The 17,901-nt window shown below is 42.1% G+C and carries 11 protein-coding genes; 2 read left to right on the top strand and 9 right to left on the bottom strand.

The window, feature by feature from the left end:
• Positions 1-36: 36 nt before the first annotated feature.
• Both FAZ15_RS11705 and FAZ15_RS11700 read left to right on the top strand, forming a co-directional pair.
• Complete coding sequence (locus FAZ15_RS11705; protein ID WP_136901494.1) at positions 37-1,467, top strand: alpha-L-fucosidase; 1,431 nt, start codon at positions 37-39, stop codon at positions 1,465-1,467.
• Between the two features lie 92 nt (positions 1,468-1,559).
• On the top strand, positions 1,560-2,516 hold the full coding sequence (locus FAZ15_RS11700; protein WP_238387230.1) for a sialidase family protein: 957 nt from the start codon (positions 1,560-1,562) through the stop codon (positions 2,514-2,516).
• A gap of 135 nt (positions 2,517-2,651) precedes the next feature.
• On the opposite strand, the gene FAZ15_RS11695 is transcribed toward FAZ15_RS11700, so the two are convergent.
• The 9 genes from FAZ15_RS11695 to FAZ15_RS11655 all read right to left on the bottom strand — a co-directional run bounded on the left by FAZ15_RS11695 (position 2,652) and on the right by FAZ15_RS11655 (position 17,671).
• Positions 2,652-3,611, bottom strand: a complete 960-nt coding sequence (locus tag FAZ15_RS11695) for a BT_3987 domain-containing protein (protein WP_136901493.1) — start codon at positions 3,609-3,611, stop codon at positions 2,652-2,654.
• A gap of 28 nt (positions 3,612-3,639) precedes the next feature.
• Positions 3,640-4,863, bottom strand: coding sequence for a DUF1735 and LamG domain-containing protein (locus FAZ15_RS11690; RefSeq protein ID WP_136901492.1), 1,224 nt, complete (start codon positions 4,861-4,863; stop codon positions 3,640-3,642).
• A 26-nt stretch (positions 4,864-4,889) separates the two neighbouring features.
• The gene (locus FAZ15_RS11685; protein WP_136901491.1) at positions 4,890-5,945 is read right to left on the bottom strand and encodes a glycoside hydrolase family 18; all 1,056 of its coding nucleotides are present in this window, start codon (positions 5,943-5,945) and stop codon (positions 4,890-4,892) included.
• A 27-nt stretch (positions 5,946-5,972) separates the two neighbouring features.
• The gene (locus tag FAZ15_RS11680) at positions 5,973-7,586 is read right to left on the bottom strand and encodes a SusD/RagB family nutrient-binding outer membrane lipoprotein (RefSeq protein ID WP_202912378.1); all 1,614 of its coding nucleotides are present in this window, start codon (positions 7,584-7,586) and stop codon (positions 5,973-5,975) included.
• Positions 7,587-7,603: 17 nt separating this feature from the next.
• Complete coding sequence (locus tag FAZ15_RS11675; RefSeq protein ID WP_162304928.1) at positions 7,604-10,894, bottom strand: SusC/RagA family TonB-linked outer membrane protein; 3,291 nt, start codon at positions 10,892-10,894, stop codon at positions 7,604-7,606.
• Between the two features lie 215 nt (positions 10,895-11,109).
• On the bottom strand, positions 11,110-12,096 hold the full coding sequence (locus FAZ15_RS11670; protein WP_136821399.1) for a FecR family protein: 987 nt from the start codon (positions 12,094-12,096) through the stop codon (positions 11,110-11,112).
• A 73-nt stretch (positions 12,097-12,169) separates the two neighbouring features.
• Entirely contained in the window at positions 12,170-12,739 is a 570-nt protein-coding gene (locus FAZ15_RS11665; protein ID WP_136901488.1) for an RNA polymerase sigma-70 factor, read from the bottom strand.
• Between the two features lie 244 nt (positions 12,740-12,983).
• Positions 12,984-15,362: a glycoside hydrolase family 3 N-terminal domain-containing protein gene (locus FAZ15_RS11660; protein WP_136901487.1), complete on the bottom strand. Its 2,379-nt coding sequence runs from the start codon at positions 15,360-15,362 to the stop codon at positions 12,984-12,986.
• Positions 15,363-15,382: 20 nt separating this feature from the next.
• Positions 15,383-17,671 (bottom strand): GH92 family glycosyl hydrolase, encoded by a 2,289-nt coding sequence (locus FAZ15_RS11655; protein ID WP_136901486.1) that lies wholly within the window; start codon positions 17,669-17,671, stop codon positions 15,383-15,385.
• Positions 17,672-17,901: the final 230 nt, after the last annotated feature.

Raw genomic sequence — 17,901 nt, 5'->3', positions numbered from 1 at the left:
AAGTCAAAAATAATATTTCATCCAAATACGACACACATGTTAAAAAAAAGCATAATCTTATTATTTACTAGCTTATACCACCTTTCTGCTTATCCACAAGCTCACAACGTCTCCGCAGGATATCAAAAGCCTTCCGATCCACAGGTAATTGCCAACCTCGAAACCTGGCAGGACATGAAATTTGGATTATTCATGCATTGGGGCACGTACAGCCAATGGGGTATTGTAGAAAGTTGGAGTCTCTGTCCCGAAGACGAAGGCTGGACACAGCGTAAACCCGAACATGGTGAAAGCTACTATGACTATGTCAAAAATTACGAAAACCTACAGAAAACGTTTAATCCTACGGACTTCGATCCCCAGAAATGGTCGAATGCAGCCAAAGCTGCAGGTATGAAATATGTCGTTTTCACAACGAAACATCATGATGGATTCGCGATGTTTGACACGCAAGAATCAGACTACAAGATCACCTCTGCAAACACCCCTTTTTCAACAAACCCAAAAGCAGATGTCACAAAAGAAATCTTTCATACATTTAGAAAAGATGGATTCAAAATAGGTGCTTATTTTTCGAAACCAGATTGGCATACAGAATACTACTGGTGGCCGTACTTTCCCCCGAAAGACCGGAATGTAAACTACGATCCGACCAAATATCCGGAACGTTGGGGAAAATACAAAGACTTTACGTACAATCAACTAAATGAACTGACATCTAACTATGGGAAAGTAGACATTCTTTGGTTGGATGGCGGCTGGGTTCGGCCTTTTAAAACAATTGATCCTACAGTGGAATGGCAACGGACGATTAAAGTGGAACAAGATATCGACATGGACCGCATCGGTAAAATGGCTCGCCAAAATCAACCCGGTATCATTGTCGTAGACCGTACAGTTCCTGGAGAGTGGGAAAACTATGTAACCCCCGAACAAGCGGTGCCAGAACACCCGTTGGACATTCCTTGGGAAAGCTGTATCACTATGGGCAACTCATTTTCGTATATCCCCAATGATCAATACAAACCAACCAAGACGATTGTCGAAACGTTAGTGAAGATTATATCACGTGGTGGCAACTACCTGTTAAACATTGCACCTGGTCCCAACGGAGATTTCGATCAGGCAGCATATGACCGCTTAACAGAACTCGCATCTTGGATGAGTGTTAATGAATCAGCAGTCTTTGCTACAAGGGCTATTGCTCCTTATCACGAAGGCGACTATTACTATACCCGAAGTAAAGACAATAAAGTAATCAATATTTTTCACCTCTCCGAGGGCGATACATATCAGAAACCCTCATCTTTTGAATTTACAGTACCTGCCGGATTTGACATTAAGGATGTTAGAGTACTTGGCTACTCGGGAAAAATAAAATGGAGTAAAAAACAAGACAAAGTTACAATTCAAAGTCCAAAAACGGATCTGGCATATGCAAGCGTTATCCAATTAAAATCAAAGTAAAAGTGAGTTTTATATTTATAAGAAATGCTGCTCAATTTCTTTTTCTAATTTGTTCCACGTGTGTACATGCACAAAAGCCTAACTTTAATATCTTGAAAGAAGAGTACCTGTTTCAAGAAGGCAAGCATTTTAATCAGTGTCATGCATCAACAATAGCGGAAACTGCCGATGGTAAATTATTAGGTAGCTGGTTTGGCGGCACACACGAAGGCAATAAAGATGTCGTCATATGGGGATCCATTTCCGATGGCCAAAATTGGACTAAACCAACAGTATGGGCTGAGGGTGTGATAAACGATACGTTAAGGTACCCCTGTTGGAATCCCGTACTATTTAAGCTCAAAAACGATAAAAAAATATATCTGTACTATAAAGTTGGTCCTAATCCCCGCGAATGGTGGGGTATGGTAAAAACTTCTGTAGATGGAGGCATTACTTGGAGCTCGGCACGTCAGCTCCCCCATGGCATATTGGGACCCATCAAAAACAAACCTATCGAACTAGCCGATGGCACAGTCTTATCCCCTTCGAGCGTTGAGCTAAGCGAAGATAGATGGGTCGCGCATATTGAAGCCAGCGACAGCGATCAAAAAAAATGGGAAATCTATCCTATTGACCAAAAATCAAAATTTAACGTGATACAGCCCAGTATTCTACTACACCCTGACGATAAATTGCAAGTTTTGTGTCGAAGTAAAGAGGGAACAGTTGTTACGGCTTGGTCTCGTGACAATGGCTTAACATGGTCAGCTCTCGAGAAAACGAATCTTATCAATCCCAATTCCGCTACAGACGCGATTCGAGTAGGCAGCCTTTTTTACATTGTATACAATCCTGATATTCCGGGTAAAGATTGGTGGGAAGGTCGAACAAAACTGAACCTAGCTTATTCGAGAGATGGTATAGACTGGATAGATCTGATAAAACTAGAAGATGAAGAAAAGGGCGAATTTAGCTATCCGACAATATTTCAGGACAGCAGGGGGTTAGTTCACATAACATATACGTATAATCGAAAAAACATTAAGCATATTGTTTTGGAAAAGTAAACCCAATCGTATCAAGAATAGATAACATAGTTTATCGTTAATTATTACTGTATAAGACAGACAGGCTGTCTTATACAGTAATAAAATTGCCTGGCAGGCGTTTTGACACGCAGTAGGCTTTTGTGATGTTATATGTTATTGGTAGATATGATACTGAATTACCCGAATATTGTTATTATTTTGCCAGCCCGACACACTTACCCGTAAGTACCGTGCTGTTACAGGTGAGTAAAAACGAATGAATTGATTGTTGGAGTTGGCAACTGCAGATACGCCTTGGGAAATCCAGTCACTCCCGTTATGACTTGTAAAAGTCTCCACCTGTGACAAGCGGTAGTTGTTTGCACTGACCATCCGTATCCCCTGAATTTCCGATTTTTCGGTTACCATATCTACAGTGATATCACACGGAACGGAAGGCGACAATGTCCAGTGTTGTTGGGAGCTTGTTGTAAACATATTACTGGCAGAACCCGCTGTCGGGCTAGGATTCACAGTAGCAACCCAACCCGTGCGATCATTAATCAGCGTACCGGGAACAGATGTAGGACCATCGTATACGTTGGTCGATCGCGTATGAATACGAATTAAAATGGTATTCAGGTTACTACTGATTTCACTGTTTTCCGCACCGGAGATTGTTTGAATGCGCACCGGTATAAGGTATGCACTCTCCGTAAGCGTACTTACATTGGGAATATGGATATATAATGAATCAGTTGATGACATCCTCCCGCTTGTAATCGTAAGCTCTTGCCCTTCGATCTCAAGAAGATTAGCAGGTACGGTCTGATATCCCGTTTGATTCATACTGTTATAGGTATCCAGCAAGGTAGGATCCACTGTGAAAGACACCTTTACATCAGATGAGGTAGGCTTGGTCGCACTAACAGGAACCTTTAGCTTGATTTCGTCGCCCATGTTTCCTATTGGCGTATGAATGATATTATAGGTGATGTCGTTTACATAGCCAGACTGTGTGTTTACAAATATTCTATTGACCGTATCGCCAGTAACGTCAAACTGTTCCTTATCAGAACATGCGCTAATTAATAGGATAGAAATTCCAAAAACACTAAATATTATTTTTTTCATGATTGAAAAGTTTAATCGTCAAAATAATTTACTGCGTACATTTGTTGTTATCATCGATAAGCCATCTTACCGCACTTCGCTTATCGAATCTGTTTAAAACCCCATTTCCCGCGTTATCTCTATAAGTGTTTGACCAATCCATATCGTAGCCATTGCCCGATGCGTCATGAAATATGTGGCCTTCCATTTCGTTGAATTTCCAGTAAGCAACCAGATTTTCCGAAGTCGGATCCACGCCACATATACCATTTCGTATTTCTCCTGAAGTCAGTGCCTTATCCCATACCCTTACTTCCGCTATTCTTCCGTTGAAATATTGCATGGAAGGATAATTGGCCCAAGACATGCCCAATTCAAAACGCTGAAAAGTGACATTCCCCGATCCTGCCATCTCTGAATCTGGTACACCGTCTACATACATTGTAAATTTGCTACCGTCGTACGATAGGGAAATCGTATACCATTGTTGCGTATTGAAGCGGGTTTTCGAGATAAGGCTTCCTCCTGGATTTACCCATTGTAGGGAATTTATGGCCTGACCATTTTCGCCGAAACGAAGCATGTTCGAGCGCTGCTCGTCTTTGGATGTAAACGAACAAAGACGGCTGATAGGTTCCGGTGTGCTGTGCCAATTATTGATATAACATTTTACTTCATAGGTATATTTATCAAGATTTACGGCTTGGTCGTCGTTAAATATAAAATTACTATAGAGAGCCGTATTGTTCATATCTAGAGAATAGAAATTGGAAACTCGCGAAATTCGTAAAAAGATCGTTCTTGAACTTTCTAAAACATTAAGGTTTCCTCCCGAGACATTTTTAATACTTATGGGTATTACATAGGTACGCCCGTCTATAAATTGATCTATTGAGACAACTTTAATATCAATACCTGTAGAAGAGGCGCTACCTGCTTTGATGACACCGCTGCTCCCTTCCAGCACAATAGCTCCAGAAGGAACCGCATAGAAATTAGTGTTGTTGTTCTTATTGTACTCTTCCAATTTCGTTTCGTCATACACAAAATCGATAGAGATATCTTCTGCTACCTTTCCAGTTGCCGAAGCTGTAACCGTATAAGTCGAAGGTGTATTTTCCACGACGAATCGGACCATAGGATTTACCTCCGTTCCGGTAAGCAAGATCGCTTCCTTATCGTAATCAAACCTATCTCCTTTCGTACACGAAAACAGGCACAAAATGGACAATGCCAGTATGCCTAAATTATTTTTTATTTGCAATAGATTCATAGTCAAAAATTTTAAATATCATTATTCTAATGTACCGCGGGATTAGCGATCTGTATACTCCGACGCATATTGTAATAGGGTATTCCCCGTACGTTGTAATAATCGCGATCAAAATAGAATGCGCCGAACCCCGCCTTTTTTCCTTGTGTTGGATTCCATCTTGCCATTCCCTCCAGCGAATACATCTGCGTTCCATCTGTCGTTAATCGATTTCCATTCGCTTCAATAAAAGGTGAGCCGCCATTTTCATAAAAACTTCCTAGATTTTCAGTTACAATAAATTTGCCCGGAGGAGCCCAACTGATGTTGTTGTAATACGTCTGCAATCTAGCGGCGGAATGCTCTGCAAATCCTTGTGTGTATGCTTGGCGGATAAAGTAATCTACATAAGGTTCAGTTTCCGAGGGGGGATATTGCGAATAGAAATCAACAATGAGCAATTTATCGGGATACATTCCCTTAGGACCAAAAAACTGTCCGATATACTCGACCATTTTGGTAAAGTTTGCCCCCTGTAGCCAATCTCCCTCCGGTTCATAATCGAGATCTACACCATCGAGGTTATAATCCAACACATCATCTACCAACTGTTGCGCATATACTTTAATGCCTTCGTCGTTTTGGTTTTCCCGAAGATCATATTCCCGACCGTCTTTCAGGGTAATAACCTTGTTCATCCGGACAATAGTAGGTACAACAAAACGGGTACCCAAGTTTTCTCTCACATATTGCAAATCAGCATAGGCCACGGGAGCATACAGGTGACTATTCGGATCGTTGCTTGGTATACCACCCCATAGTGAACAGATGTCTAAGCTATCCGGGATACCCTTTATTCGCTCGCCCCATGAGGCCGGATCTTTGTAACCGCCAACACCTTCAATAGGCGCGTAGGCCGCAAACCATCCAAACGCAATCTGATGATCAGATTTTTTATAGGTCCTGAGATTAGCAAAATATTGCTCATCATAGGTTTTTAATTTTTGAATCTCTAGCTTTTCTATTTCGGTATCGCAACCCGTCATTAGCCCCATTACCATCCATAAGGCACTTAAAAACTTTGTATTAAAAATATTCTTCATCTTTCAATAGCTTTATTGTTTGGTTAGTTACTTTTTATCCCACCACAATTTTGTTCCGCCGTTATCCTGTCCCATCAGTTTGGAAACACCAGACAAAACACCCGCACGATTGTTATTATATTCGGATTGTGGATAAGGAATTCGCCGCACTTGGACATCCCGGTTGATAGATGTACTGTTGTTTACTACAACAGGGATGAGCTTTGGATATCCTGTACGGCGGAATTCTGCCCAGCCTTCCGGCCCATCGGGATAAAGTGCAAGCCACTTTTGTGTAATGATCCGTTCGAGGTTCCGTTCAAACGAATCCCCCGCATTCCAGGCGATGGTGATCGTACTTGGAGCAGCAGCGTGGAAAGTTGAACCTTCTGCATTATCCGTGAATGCAATGGGTTGAAGGGTGTTGTTTCCGATGTAGTCCTGTGCGCCCACGGCTCCATTCTCCTCAAAAGATACCGCGATTCCGCTTTCGTAAAAGCCTTGTGATGCCCCTCCCATATTCCAATTTCGAAGTGCACCTTCAGCCCGCAGAAAATAAGACTCCGCAGCAGTCATCCATACGATTTCAGTTGTTCCATTGTCTACATTGAGGTTGGATATCTGATTGCCTACATAGGGAGTCCACACCGATGTAACAATGCCTTGGCGAACACCGTGATATGCTCCGTCGACAGCCGGTTTAAAATAACGGGGTCTCCTTGCGTCCTGATACCCATTCATATAGGCGTCCATGGTGGCGCCCATTCTTACCTCTCCAGCATTAAAGTTATACGCGATTTCAAAGAGTGGATGATAATAAACAAGATTAGAGGTGTGCTTAAGTGACGCCCGTTCCTGTGTTTGCGAAATCAGACCAATCGGATTTGACACCGCCGCTTCTGCTTCTTCCCTCGCCTTTGCCGCATTCGCATAAGCGATACGTAATGCTAGACGTAATCGCAGGGTGTTTGCAAATTTCACCCATTTATTCACATCACCGCTGTATACAAGATCATATTTCTCTAGAACTCTACCATTAGGATTAGCCAGTGTAAAATCGGTCAGCACAGTAATGGAAGTTGCTAATTCTTCAAAAAACTTATTATAGATGTCTTCTAAGCCATCATAATTGTTTGCCAAAGAGCCACTCCCGTAGTTGATATAAGGTAATGGGCCGTACGTATCAGCGACCCGATGCATGCCTTCTACTTTGATGATCGTCGCTAGCGCTGCTACCTCAGGAAGACCTTGTTCATTTGCTATCTGGACAATGGATTGCCATGCCGGCATGATGGAGGAAAAACCTGAACGAAATGTAGTTTCTAGCCAGTTGGTAATAAAATAATAGGACCCATTATGAACGCCACCATACCAACTACCGGTGGGGGCAAGGTAACCCGAATAAATGTCACTGGTAAGACCTTGTGAAACCTGATAGTCCGAATCCGAGTTGGTACCGTCTTTAAACAATACCACGTTACGCTGCATCTGTGTAAAAAAAGCACCCGTTTTCAGGTTATCATGCGTCATCATCTCTTCTGTTGCCTCGTGTGGATTGGTGTTATATGCCTCAAATTTATCCGTACAGGATATAAATGATGTGGAAAACAGTAATACAAGTATTAACATCTTTCCAATGTTGCTTATAGATATTTTCTTCATAGCCATTTCTTTTAGTCTTATAATTGAACACGTAGTGAAAAGCCCAGACTACGTAGGCTTGGCGACATAAAATAATCGATTCCTTGGAAATACGTTCCTGTACTCGCCGTCAATTCGGGATCATATGGTGCTTTGTTATACAAGAAAAGTAAGTTTTTTCCAATGAATGAGACATTTGCACCTTTTATGCCCTTTACCCATTTTGCCATCGGTAAGTCATAACCGAAACTCACTTCTCCCAACCGCACATTGGTAGCGCTATAAGTATACATGGAACCTATACCGCCAGATGATCCACCACCAACTACATCATAATAGGGTTTGGTCGGAATTGGACGTCCATTGACTAAAACACCACCAGCATCACGTGCGTCACTAGATCCTTTAGAGGCACCAAAAGCGTCTAAGACAGCCTGTGTATTAGAAACGACAACACCTCCGACACGTGCATTGAAAAGGAAACCAAAATGGATTCCGCGATAGGAAAAATTGTTACCCCAACCTAGATTATACCGCGGATTGTTATTCCCTGCATATACATATTCATTTGTTTCAGCGACAACAACTTGATCTGTTGGATGCACGTAAATGGCACCGTGTTCATCGACACGCAGACTATTGACGTAGATGTCGCCCATTTGTCCGCCTTCTTTGAGCACCATTTTGTAACTTCCCGTTCCGGTCATATCTAACTCGGTCAAAGAAATTTGATCTCCTGTTACTGGATTAGTCCAGTTGTCAAGCAATTTAATGATTTTGTTCCTATTCAATGAATACGTCAGGTAGGTGTTCCAATTAAACGCACCGATCTGTTCATTGTATTTTGCCACCACTTCGACACCTTTGTTATCTATCCGGCCTGCATTAACAATAACACTCGTAAAACCAGATGAAGAAGAGAGGGTCGGTTCGAAGAACTGATTGAAGGTACTGGATTGGTATACCGTTGCATCAATACTCAATTTACTCTTAAATAGTGTTGCATTTAAACCGCCTTCCCAGGAACGCGTACGTTCGGGTTTCAAATCCGGATTTGGCATACGGGTCTGTGTTTGTGGGTAGCCATTGGCCAACGAATAGGTTGGAATCGTTAAAAAAGGATTTGGTTCATTGCCGACTTCGGAATAAGAGGCTCGCACCTTTAGATAAGAAAGATAGTCTGCATTCATGTTCAACATATCGGAAACAACGGCCGAAACACCAACGGACGGATAGAAAAAGGACTTTACATTCGATAATGCCAATGTCGATGCCCAATCATTTCTTCCGGTTAGATCTAAAAAAAGCCTATCTTTATAACCAAACTGCGTACTTGCAAAAACAGCTTGTTTATTACGGCGATACCCCGTTTGAGAAGACTCTGCGGTAGCGTTGTTCACATTAGAATAGGTGAACAAATTAGGTACGCCGTGTAATTTTCCACCGTACATGTTTTGATCGTAGCTCAAGTCTTCTACATTTGCCCCAACGACAGCCGTCAAACTTATCTGATCGTCTAAAAACGATTTGTTGATATTCGTCATTAACTCGCCATACACTTGTTGCGTCTGTGCTTCATTTAAGGAATAAAAACCATTTTCTGAAGCGAATAACATATTTGTAGATGCGTTAAATCGCTTTTCAAATTTATCGTTACTTCGATCTAATTTCAATCGCCCTGATACGTTGATCCAGTCACTCAATATATATTTCAAGGAGGCATTGCTCATATAACGCTGTTTGTTGTTGGGAAATAGCGCACGCTGTGTAATCCAATAGGGGTTTTGCATGGACAAGCCCTGATCGCCGTACGGCCAAAATTGGGTCTTGAAATTACGGGAAGGATCATAACGTTCAAAGAGTTCTACCTTGTTAAAATCATCACCCGCCGGAAATAAATAGATAGGCACCAATGGATTGAAATATAATCCCTGTGCAGTCATGTTCTGTTCATTCACATTAGCGTGCATAAACCCAACATCCAATATCAACTTCTCGTCCAAGAAATTAGTGGTATTACGTACAGAGAAGTTGTACCGTTTATAATCGTTATTGTGGATAATGCCATTTGCATTTACCGTGCCAGCAGATAGGTAAGTTTGACTTCTCGCATTGCCGGTCGAAAGACTGATTGCATTGGTCAGATTTACACCCGTATTGAAGAAATCTCCTGCTTTGTAATTGGAGGGTTGATTCAGTTTTTCGCCCCAGCTGTAGTAGCTGCCGGGTTCAGTAGGTCCGTAACTATTTTGAAGCTCTGGAAGAATGAACGGTCTGGAGAACGTCGTCTGATTGGATACGGTCAGAGACGTTTGATCTTTCTTTCCACCTTTGGTTGTCACTAATACTGCACCATTAGCTGCTGCGCTACCGTACAGTGCTGCCGCAGCGGGACCGCTCAAAACGGATATGCTTTCAATATCTTCAGCATTAAAGTTAGAGATACCGTCTCCCGTTTGCCCTGCACCCGAAAAGATATCTTCGGGTTGATCGCTAGAGAGACTTGGCATGGGAATCCCATCGATCACATACAATGCATTATTGTTTCCGGATATTGACTTTACTCCCCGCATAACTACTCTCGATGACCCTCCTACGCCTGAAGAAGAAGAATTGATAGTTACACCCGCGACCCGTCCATTTAAATTGTTTATAAAATTCGGATCAGGAATTCTGATGACTTCTTCTGCCTCCAACTGTTGTACGTTATAGGTTAGCGATCGGTTTTGTCTACGGATTCCCAACGCAGTAACGACTACATCTTCTATTTCTGAAACCCCATCTTGCAGGGTAATTTCCACAAAACGCTGATCTGCCCCGACAGATACCTCGGTGGGCTGCATCCCCAGATACGATACCACTAAGGTGACTGATCTCTCAGGAAGTGCGAGTTTAAACAGACCGTTATTGTTCGTCTGCACACTCAATAATGTTCCTTTTACGCTAACCGTCGCGCCAGAGATAATGTCCCCTGTCGCACTTTTAATAATACCGGAAAGCTCCTTCTGTTGGCTCCGATTAGCTGGAACCGTTGCTTTCACAATTAGGATATGGTTGCCGCTCATACGCGATTCCAAACCATGTGGCTTCAATACCTGTTGCAAAGCATCCTTGACTTTGATACCCTTAGATGATAAGCTTACCTTCTGATCGACATTCACTTCGTCTGCATCAAAAAGAAAGGAATAACTTGTTTGCTTCTTGATGGCCGCGATTAGTGTAGATAGCGGTTGGTTTTTAATATCTAATGATACGCTTGCGTCTTGTGAAAAAACAGCGCCTGACACCCCAAAGATGCCAACGAACATTAACAATAAGGCGATTTTCATAATTTTGATTAGGCTACGGTGACGATTTATTAGGCATAACCGTCTACCCCAGTGTATTTTTTTATACATTTGTTATTAATTGAGGTTAGTACTATTAAGTTTATACTCCAATTAGAATCGGAGGGTGCTGCAATATCTTCCGATTCCCTTTTTTTAGTTCTTCTATTTCATAATTATTTTTTTTAAGTTTTACAATCTGGTTCTTTTTTTAGTGGTTAGAAAATTTCGATTTGACGACCATTAATTTTATAAGAGAATTTACCGAGCGAAGACATTACCTCTAGAATTTCGGCTATTCCTTCATTATTTATAAAATCGCCGGTGAGTTTTCGATTCAACAGCGCTTTATCATTGACTTGAATCTGCACGTCGAATATTCTTTCTAACTCGACGGTTAGTTCACTGAATTTTTTATTCTTAAAGATAAATTTAGATTCCCTCCAGGCCAATTCATAATCGGGGATACCTTTAATAAGGGTGTAGGATTTCTCTTTTGCATCGTAAATCACCGTTTGAGAGGGCTGCATCCGGAATGTTTTACCATTTTTAGAACTCAATTCTACAGACCCCTCCACTAGCGTCACCCGAATATCGTGTTGTTCTGGATAGCAGGACACATTGAAGGATGTACCGTGTACTTGAACATCAAGGCCACTTGTTTCAACAATGAACGGAGCTTCATCATCGTGTGTTACCTCAAAAAAAGCTTCGCCCGTAATCTTGATCCGTCTTTCGGAAATACCAAAATCGGAAGCCACTTCCAGTTCGGTATCCGAATTGAGCCATACAACAGACCCGTCCTGTAGAACAGTCTTTGTTTTTGATCCTTTCTCTACAGTGATGGTTGAAACGAGATGCCCAGTAGGTAGCTGCTGATCTTTCGTCCAATAATTACCCAGGGTAAAGGCAATCAATAGACCCGCCGCTACACTTATATACGGTAATACTTTTTGTCGAAAAGAATATACGGTTTTGTGTTTTCGAGAAAGGAATTGCTGGTATGCTGCGTTGGCGTTGAAGACTTCATTCGGTGAAGAGAAATCCATCAGCGTATAAAGCTCTACAATTTCATTATAAAATGCTTGATTCTTCGCAGAAGATAACATCCACGTGTCTAGCTCTTTTTGGGTCTCATCCGTTATATTCCCAGAGAGCGAGTCATAAATAATTTCTAACCAGTATTCTTTCGATTTATCTTCCATTGGTATTTTAAACCATATATAGTATGGCTATCAAGTGTAAGACAAGTCTAAAAGAGAATCGGGTAAATTAAATTTATCTTTTTTCGAAAAAATAATCTTTTAGGTCTAAACGTAGTTTAAGGAGAGCTTGTTTGATGTGATATTTAACGACATCAATAGAAATATTGAGCGTATCGGCAATTTCATGATATTTCAGATCAGAGAACCGACTCAGCTTAAAAATCGTCCTGGTCTGATCGGGCATACTGTCTAGACTTTTTTGAATTTTGATATCTAGCTCTTTAAGTAGCAGTTTTTCTATCGGATTGGGGGTGTTAAATATTTCGTATTGTTTCTGAAAAACATGGTCTTCTTCGGGTAGTTCCATCTGAAAATTCCGATTTCTCTTTTCTTGCATCGTATAATTGATACAACGATTCCTTACCGCTCTTAAGAGATAATGCCGTAAATTATGAATATCCAAACCCGACCTATTTTTCCACAAAGAGAAGATCACATCGTTTACGATCATTTCGGCGTTAGCGGAGTTCTGGGTTATTTTGCTCGCATATGTACATAACGTTTTATAATGCAAATCATATAACTTTTTATACGCACCGCTATCTCCTGCTTTGAGTCTCTTTATAATGTCGTCTTCCGTCATCCACTAGAGATTAAAAGTTTACAATCAAAGGTATTACAGATTTCGCCCATGTTTCCTGCTAGGTATTATAATCAATCGCTTTCCAGAAATGGCTAAGGACAAAAGTAAATATATTAAATTCTTTTTGGTATAGATTTTTTGCTAAGTTTCATTGGAGGATATCCGATTGAATATTTTTACGCAATCAGCAGATTACACCCAGTTAACAAAACTGTCGTTATACAGGTAAATGAATAACATGCATCTACAAGGTGTAATCTTTCTCTAAGGAAAATTCGGATGACAGTCGGATATCATCAGAAGAAGATCCAACCAGTAGCTTAAACTTCCCTTTCTCTACTTTCCATTTTTTATCGATGCCCCATAATCTTAAATCCTCTTTCGTTAAATCAAAAACGAAAGTTTCTGTATCGCCACTTCTAATGAATTTTCGCTCGAAACGCTTTAACTGTTTTACCGGTGTCACGACACTACTTACCTCATCGACAATATACAGTTGCGAAACCTCATCGCCATCCCGATTGCCGACATTCTTAACCTGAAACGCGATCGAACACTTAAAGTCTTTATCCCTCTCCTCTACCTTGATTTGTAGATCACTGTATGTGAAATCAGTATAACTCAATCCATATCCAAAAGCATAAAGGGGGGTAGCTTCCGATTCTACATAATTGTGATGCTTCGGCTTGTCATGATTATAATGTACAGGTAGCTGCCCTACTGACCGCGCTACGGAGATCGGCAGTCGTCCGGCAGGATTATAGTCACCAAATAATACATCAGCTATTGCCAAACCACCTTCTTGCCCGGGATACCAGGCATCAATAATCGCTGGAATATGTTGATCCGCCCAATTTAAATTCAATGGACGCCCCTTTATAGTAACCAATACAATCGGTTTTCCTGTAGCTTTCAATGCTTGAAGCAATTGCAATTGATTACCCATGAGATCAAGTGTCGATCGGTCAAACCCTTCCCCGCTTTCCATATCACTTATTGTCTTCGCGTTAGCATCGATAGTAGCTGCGCCGGTTGCCTGATAAGATGTTTTAAAATCACGCGCACTGGATCCGCCCAAAACGACAATTATTGCGTCAGCGCGTGTGGCTGCATGCACCGCAGCATCTATATCCGTCGAAGTCGTATCCCGGATGGCACAGCCCTTCACATAATCGACTACCGTAGACTTTGATACGGCGGCACGAACCCCATCCAAGACTGTTTTTATCTTTTCCTCAGGTTGGGGAGCCGTATAATCCCCTAATTGATTATAAATATTATCTGCATTAGGGCCTATAACAGCAATCCGCTTCAACGATTTGCTCAAAGGCAACATACCTTCTTCATTCTTCAGCAGAACAATCGACTCACGAGCTACTTGTCTAGCAAGCACTGCATGCGCGGTAGTGCCCACTTGACGGTCAACTGCTTTTTCATCTACATAAGGGCGATCAAATAGCCCCAAGGTAAATTTTTGGTATAAAACCCGGGACACGGCACGATCTAATGCTTGTAGATCCACCTGACCAGTCTTCACTGCTTCCAGTAAATTTACCCCATATCCAGTACCACTCAAATCAACATCCAATCCAGCTTGCATACTTTGTGCAGCAGCGTGGGCAGCATCGCGAGCTGTACCGTGGTTGCCCGTTAGTCCTGATATACTAAGTAAGTCAGAAACGACAAACCCGTTAAATCCCCATTGTTGTCGTAAAATTTCATTTAACAACCATTGGTTTGCCGAGCAAGGGATGCCGTCTATAGAGTTATAGGCTGTCATGACTGAACCCGCACCAGCTTTTACAGCTTTCTCAAATGGGGGTAAATAATGTTGCATAAGTGTGCGCTCTCCCACCGAAACACTTCCGCCATTATGTCCTCCTTCTGGCACACCATAAGCAACAAAATGTTTGAGCGTAGCGATAATCTTATCCGGTTCTCCTATTTTCTCTCCTTGAAATCCACTTACCATGGCTCGACCCATTTGACCAATAAGATATGGATCTTCTCCATACGATTCTTCTGTTCGTGACCAGCGGGGATCTCTCGCCAGGTCTAGAACTGGGCCATATCCATTTTTGCCTCCAACGGCGTAGGTTTCACGTGCTATTACACTTGCCATCTGCTGGATCAAGACGGGATTCCAGGTACTTGCCTGTCCGATTGCTGTAGGAAATACCGTGGCACCAATAGCCATGTGCCCGTGCGGAGCCTCTTCAGATAGCAAGAGCGGAATACCCAATCGCGTACTATCAATCATGTATCGTTGAATTGCATTGGTGGCCCGAGCCGCTTCTTTTGGACTCAACCCATTTGTTAAGGTTTTTTGCGTCCATGGATCGGCTCGTAGTGTAGCCCACAACATTCCTATATGCTGCTGTTTGACAGCTTCTTTTAATTTTGAACTGACGCGAACATTCTTCCCATCCTTTTCATACATTTCCCACCCCAGGATCTTCGAGAGCTGTCCAACTTTTTCGTCCACCGTCATGCGTCCTAAGAGGTCATTTACGCGTTCATCGATTGGAAGGAGGCTGTTTTTATAGGGCAAAGTTTGTGCATTGACACGAGCTAGGCCTAAATACATTATAATTGAACCGACTATATATATTATCTTCATCATTATTTATATTAACTACTTTATCACTGGATCGATTTCGGTCTATCACCGGGATGCACACCGTAAGTTGTCGATGGCTTCCCACCCATCTCAAACTCCAGTTTGCCTCCTTTCATCAAATCGGCATATTGGATATAAGATTTCGTGTATGGCTGCCCGTCGAAGGTAATTTTTTGTATGTATTTATTCGTTGAACTGTTGTTTTTGGCAACGAGCTTTAGCGTTTTTCCTTCCGGCAGTGTAATAGTTGCCTCGTCAAATAGCGGACTGCCGAAGATAAAAGGACCTCCTGCTGGAGACACTTGATAGAAACCAAGCGATGAAAGCACGTACCAGGAAGACATCTGTCCCACGTCCTCGTTACCAGATAGTCCATCGGGTTTATCGGTATACATTGTCGATAGTGTTTCGCGCACACGCTCCGCCGTTTTCCAAGGTTGACCGGCATAGGGATACATATAGATAACATGGTGACTTGGCTCATTTCCGTGCGCATATTGCCCAATCAGACCGCTGATATCGGGAGATGCTTCTTCGCCCAGATCGCCTTCTACAATAAACAAGGAGTCTAACTTTTGGATAAAAGCTTCTTCGCTACCGAATAGCTCCATAAACCCATGTACATTATGCGGAACCAACCAAGTATATTGCCACGCATTTCCTTCCGTATAGTCGTTGGCTAAATGCGCGGAATGAAAAGGATCAAACGGTCCAGGCCTAAACTTGCCATTCGAATCTACGCCTCTTAGAAACTGTATATTTTTGTCAAAATAGTATTTAAAAGAATTGCTACGCTTTAAAAAATAGTCGTAATCGTCCTGCTCACCTCTCAGCTTGGCTACTTGTGCCAAACTCCAATCTGCGATGGCAAATTCTAAACCTTTGGCAACAGATTCCACTTCTTCCTTATCAAATGGAACATAACCATATTGCTTATACCACTTCAGCCCCCTGTCGTCTTTCATTGCGGAGGTCTTCATCGCCTCGTACGCTAAATCCTTATCAAAACCTGTTATACCTTTGAGATATGCATCCGCAACGACAATAATACCCGGATTTCCGACCATGCAATCGGTCTCGTTTCCTACCAAATGCCAGACTGGTAATTTCCCTTGCTCTTGATAGATACGCAACATACTATTAATCATGTCAGGCACACGTTCTGTATGAATAATACTCATCAAGGGATGAGCGGCGCGATACGTATCCCACAATGAAAAGGTTGTATAATTATTACCGCTTTCAAGACGATGCTGTTTAAAATCTGCACCCATATAGTCTCCATTCACATCATTAAACAACGACGGAGCCACCATGCTGTGGTACAAAGCTGTGTAAAAAATCTTACGTGCGACACTATCTTTCGTCTCTATCTTTATTTTCTTCAACGCTTCATCCCATACTTGGTCAGCTTTATTTTGGGTGGCAACGAAATCCCATCCTGGAAGTTCCTCTTTCATATTCTGCTTTGCATTTTCAATGCTAACCGGTGAAACAGCCACCTTTACCAGAATATCCTGTGCGCCCTCCTTGCCTGCGAACGTCAATTCGCCATAGGTGCGGCTAGCAACGAGACGGTTACCATCTTTTAACGAGGTGCTATCTGCCAGCTGAAATTTTGCAATCGGTTGCGAAAATGTTGCCGTAAAATAGATCTTCTGATTTTTGGCCCAGCCCATGGAATACCTATAGCCCGATACGACCGAATCGTTTTCCAATACGAGTGATCCCTCTTTTTCGCCTTCCCATCCAATACCCGCATCTAAGTTGATTAATACTTTTGGTTCTTTACCATTTACGTAGTTGTACTTATGAAATCCTACCCGAGCGGTAGCCGTAAGTTCGACATTTACATTAAAGCGATCTAAATGTACGGCATAGTAGCCGGGACGTACCCGTTCGGTTTCGCGTTTAAACAACGAATAAGCACCACTTGTTTCATCTCCATGTTGTCCACGATCAAACCGTACCTCTCCAGTAAATGGTAAAAAGACGATGTCGCCGAGGTCTCCAATTCCGGTACCACTCAAATGCTGATGTGCAAAACCGAGTATAGTAGAGTCGGAGATGTGATAACCCGAAACCCAGTCCCAGCCTGTAGAAATGTTAGAGGGGCCAAGTTGCACTGACCCATAGGGAACATTTGCACCGACAAACACATGACCGTGGCCTCCTGTACCGATATACGGGTCCACATACTGTGTCAGCGAATCTGCCGAACGCCCATCCGAATCAACCCCGCATGTAGCTAGCATCAGTAATGATCCTCCGGAAGCAAACAGCATCTTTGTAATTTTTTTTAATGCGATCATTTATATAAGCCTTAAATCTATTTAAGAAACTGACACATGAGAGACAGCGTCTTAACATGTACACAACCTTTTGAGTCGTCTAAAATAACGATTTAGCGGCAAAATCACTCAACTTTTCATGAAGTTCCATAAAACTGTGACGTTAGCATAAATTTTACAGGCACATTAAGCTAAACAACACTCCACAATTACTTAGTCCGTGTATCACCCCTCTTTTATCTCCAATATTT

This window comes from Sphingobacterium olei, assembly GCF_005048855.1.
Lineage (GTDB): Bacteria > Bacteroidota > Bacteroidia > Sphingobacteriales > Sphingobacteriaceae > Sphingobacterium > Sphingobacterium olei.
The sequence above is the reverse complement of the archived record's forward strand: the minus strand, read 5'-3'. Positions and strand labels throughout refer to the sequence as shown.

What these genes read in the sequence shown, in the direction of transcription:
- FAZ15_RS11705 (WP_136901494.1), top strand. Translation starts at nt 37, where the DNA reads ATGTTAAAAAAAAGCATAATCTTATTATTTACTAGCTTATACCACCTT.
- FAZ15_RS11695 (WP_136901493.1), bottom strand. Translation starts at nt 3,611, where the DNA reads ATGAAAAAAATAATATTTAGTGTTTTTGGAATTTCTATCCTATTAATT.
- FAZ15_RS11690 (WP_136901492.1), bottom strand. Translation starts at nt 4,863, where the DNA reads ATGAATCTATTGCAAATAAAAAATAATTTAGGCATACTGGCATTGTCC.
- FAZ15_RS11685 (WP_136901491.1), bottom strand. Translation starts at nt 5,945, where the DNA reads ATGAAGAATATTTTTAATACAAAGTTTTTAAGTGCCTTATGGATGGTA.
- FAZ15_RS11680 (WP_202912378.1), bottom strand. Translation starts at nt 7,586, where the DNA reads ATGAAGAAAATATCTATAAGCAACATTGGAAAGATGTTAATACTTGTA.
- FAZ15_RS11675 (WP_162304928.1), bottom strand. Translation starts at nt 10,894, where the DNA reads ATGAAAATCGCCTTATTGTTAATGTTCGTTGGCATCTTTGGGGTGTCA.
- FAZ15_RS11670 (WP_136821399.1), bottom strand. Translation starts at nt 12,096, where the DNA reads ATGGAAGATAAATCGAAAGAATACTGGTTAGAAATTATTTATGACTCG.
- FAZ15_RS11665 (WP_136901488.1), bottom strand. Translation starts at nt 12,739, where the DNA reads ATGACGGAAGACGACATTATAAAGAGACTCAAAGCAGGAGATAGCGGT.
- FAZ15_RS11660 (WP_136901487.1), bottom strand. Translation starts at nt 15,362, where the DNA reads ATGATGAAGATAATATATATAGTCGGTTCAATTATAATGTATTTAGGC.
- FAZ15_RS11655 (WP_136901486.1), bottom strand. Translation starts at nt 17,671, where the DNA reads ATGATCGCATTAAAAAAAATTACAAAGATGCTGTTTGCTTCCGGAGGA.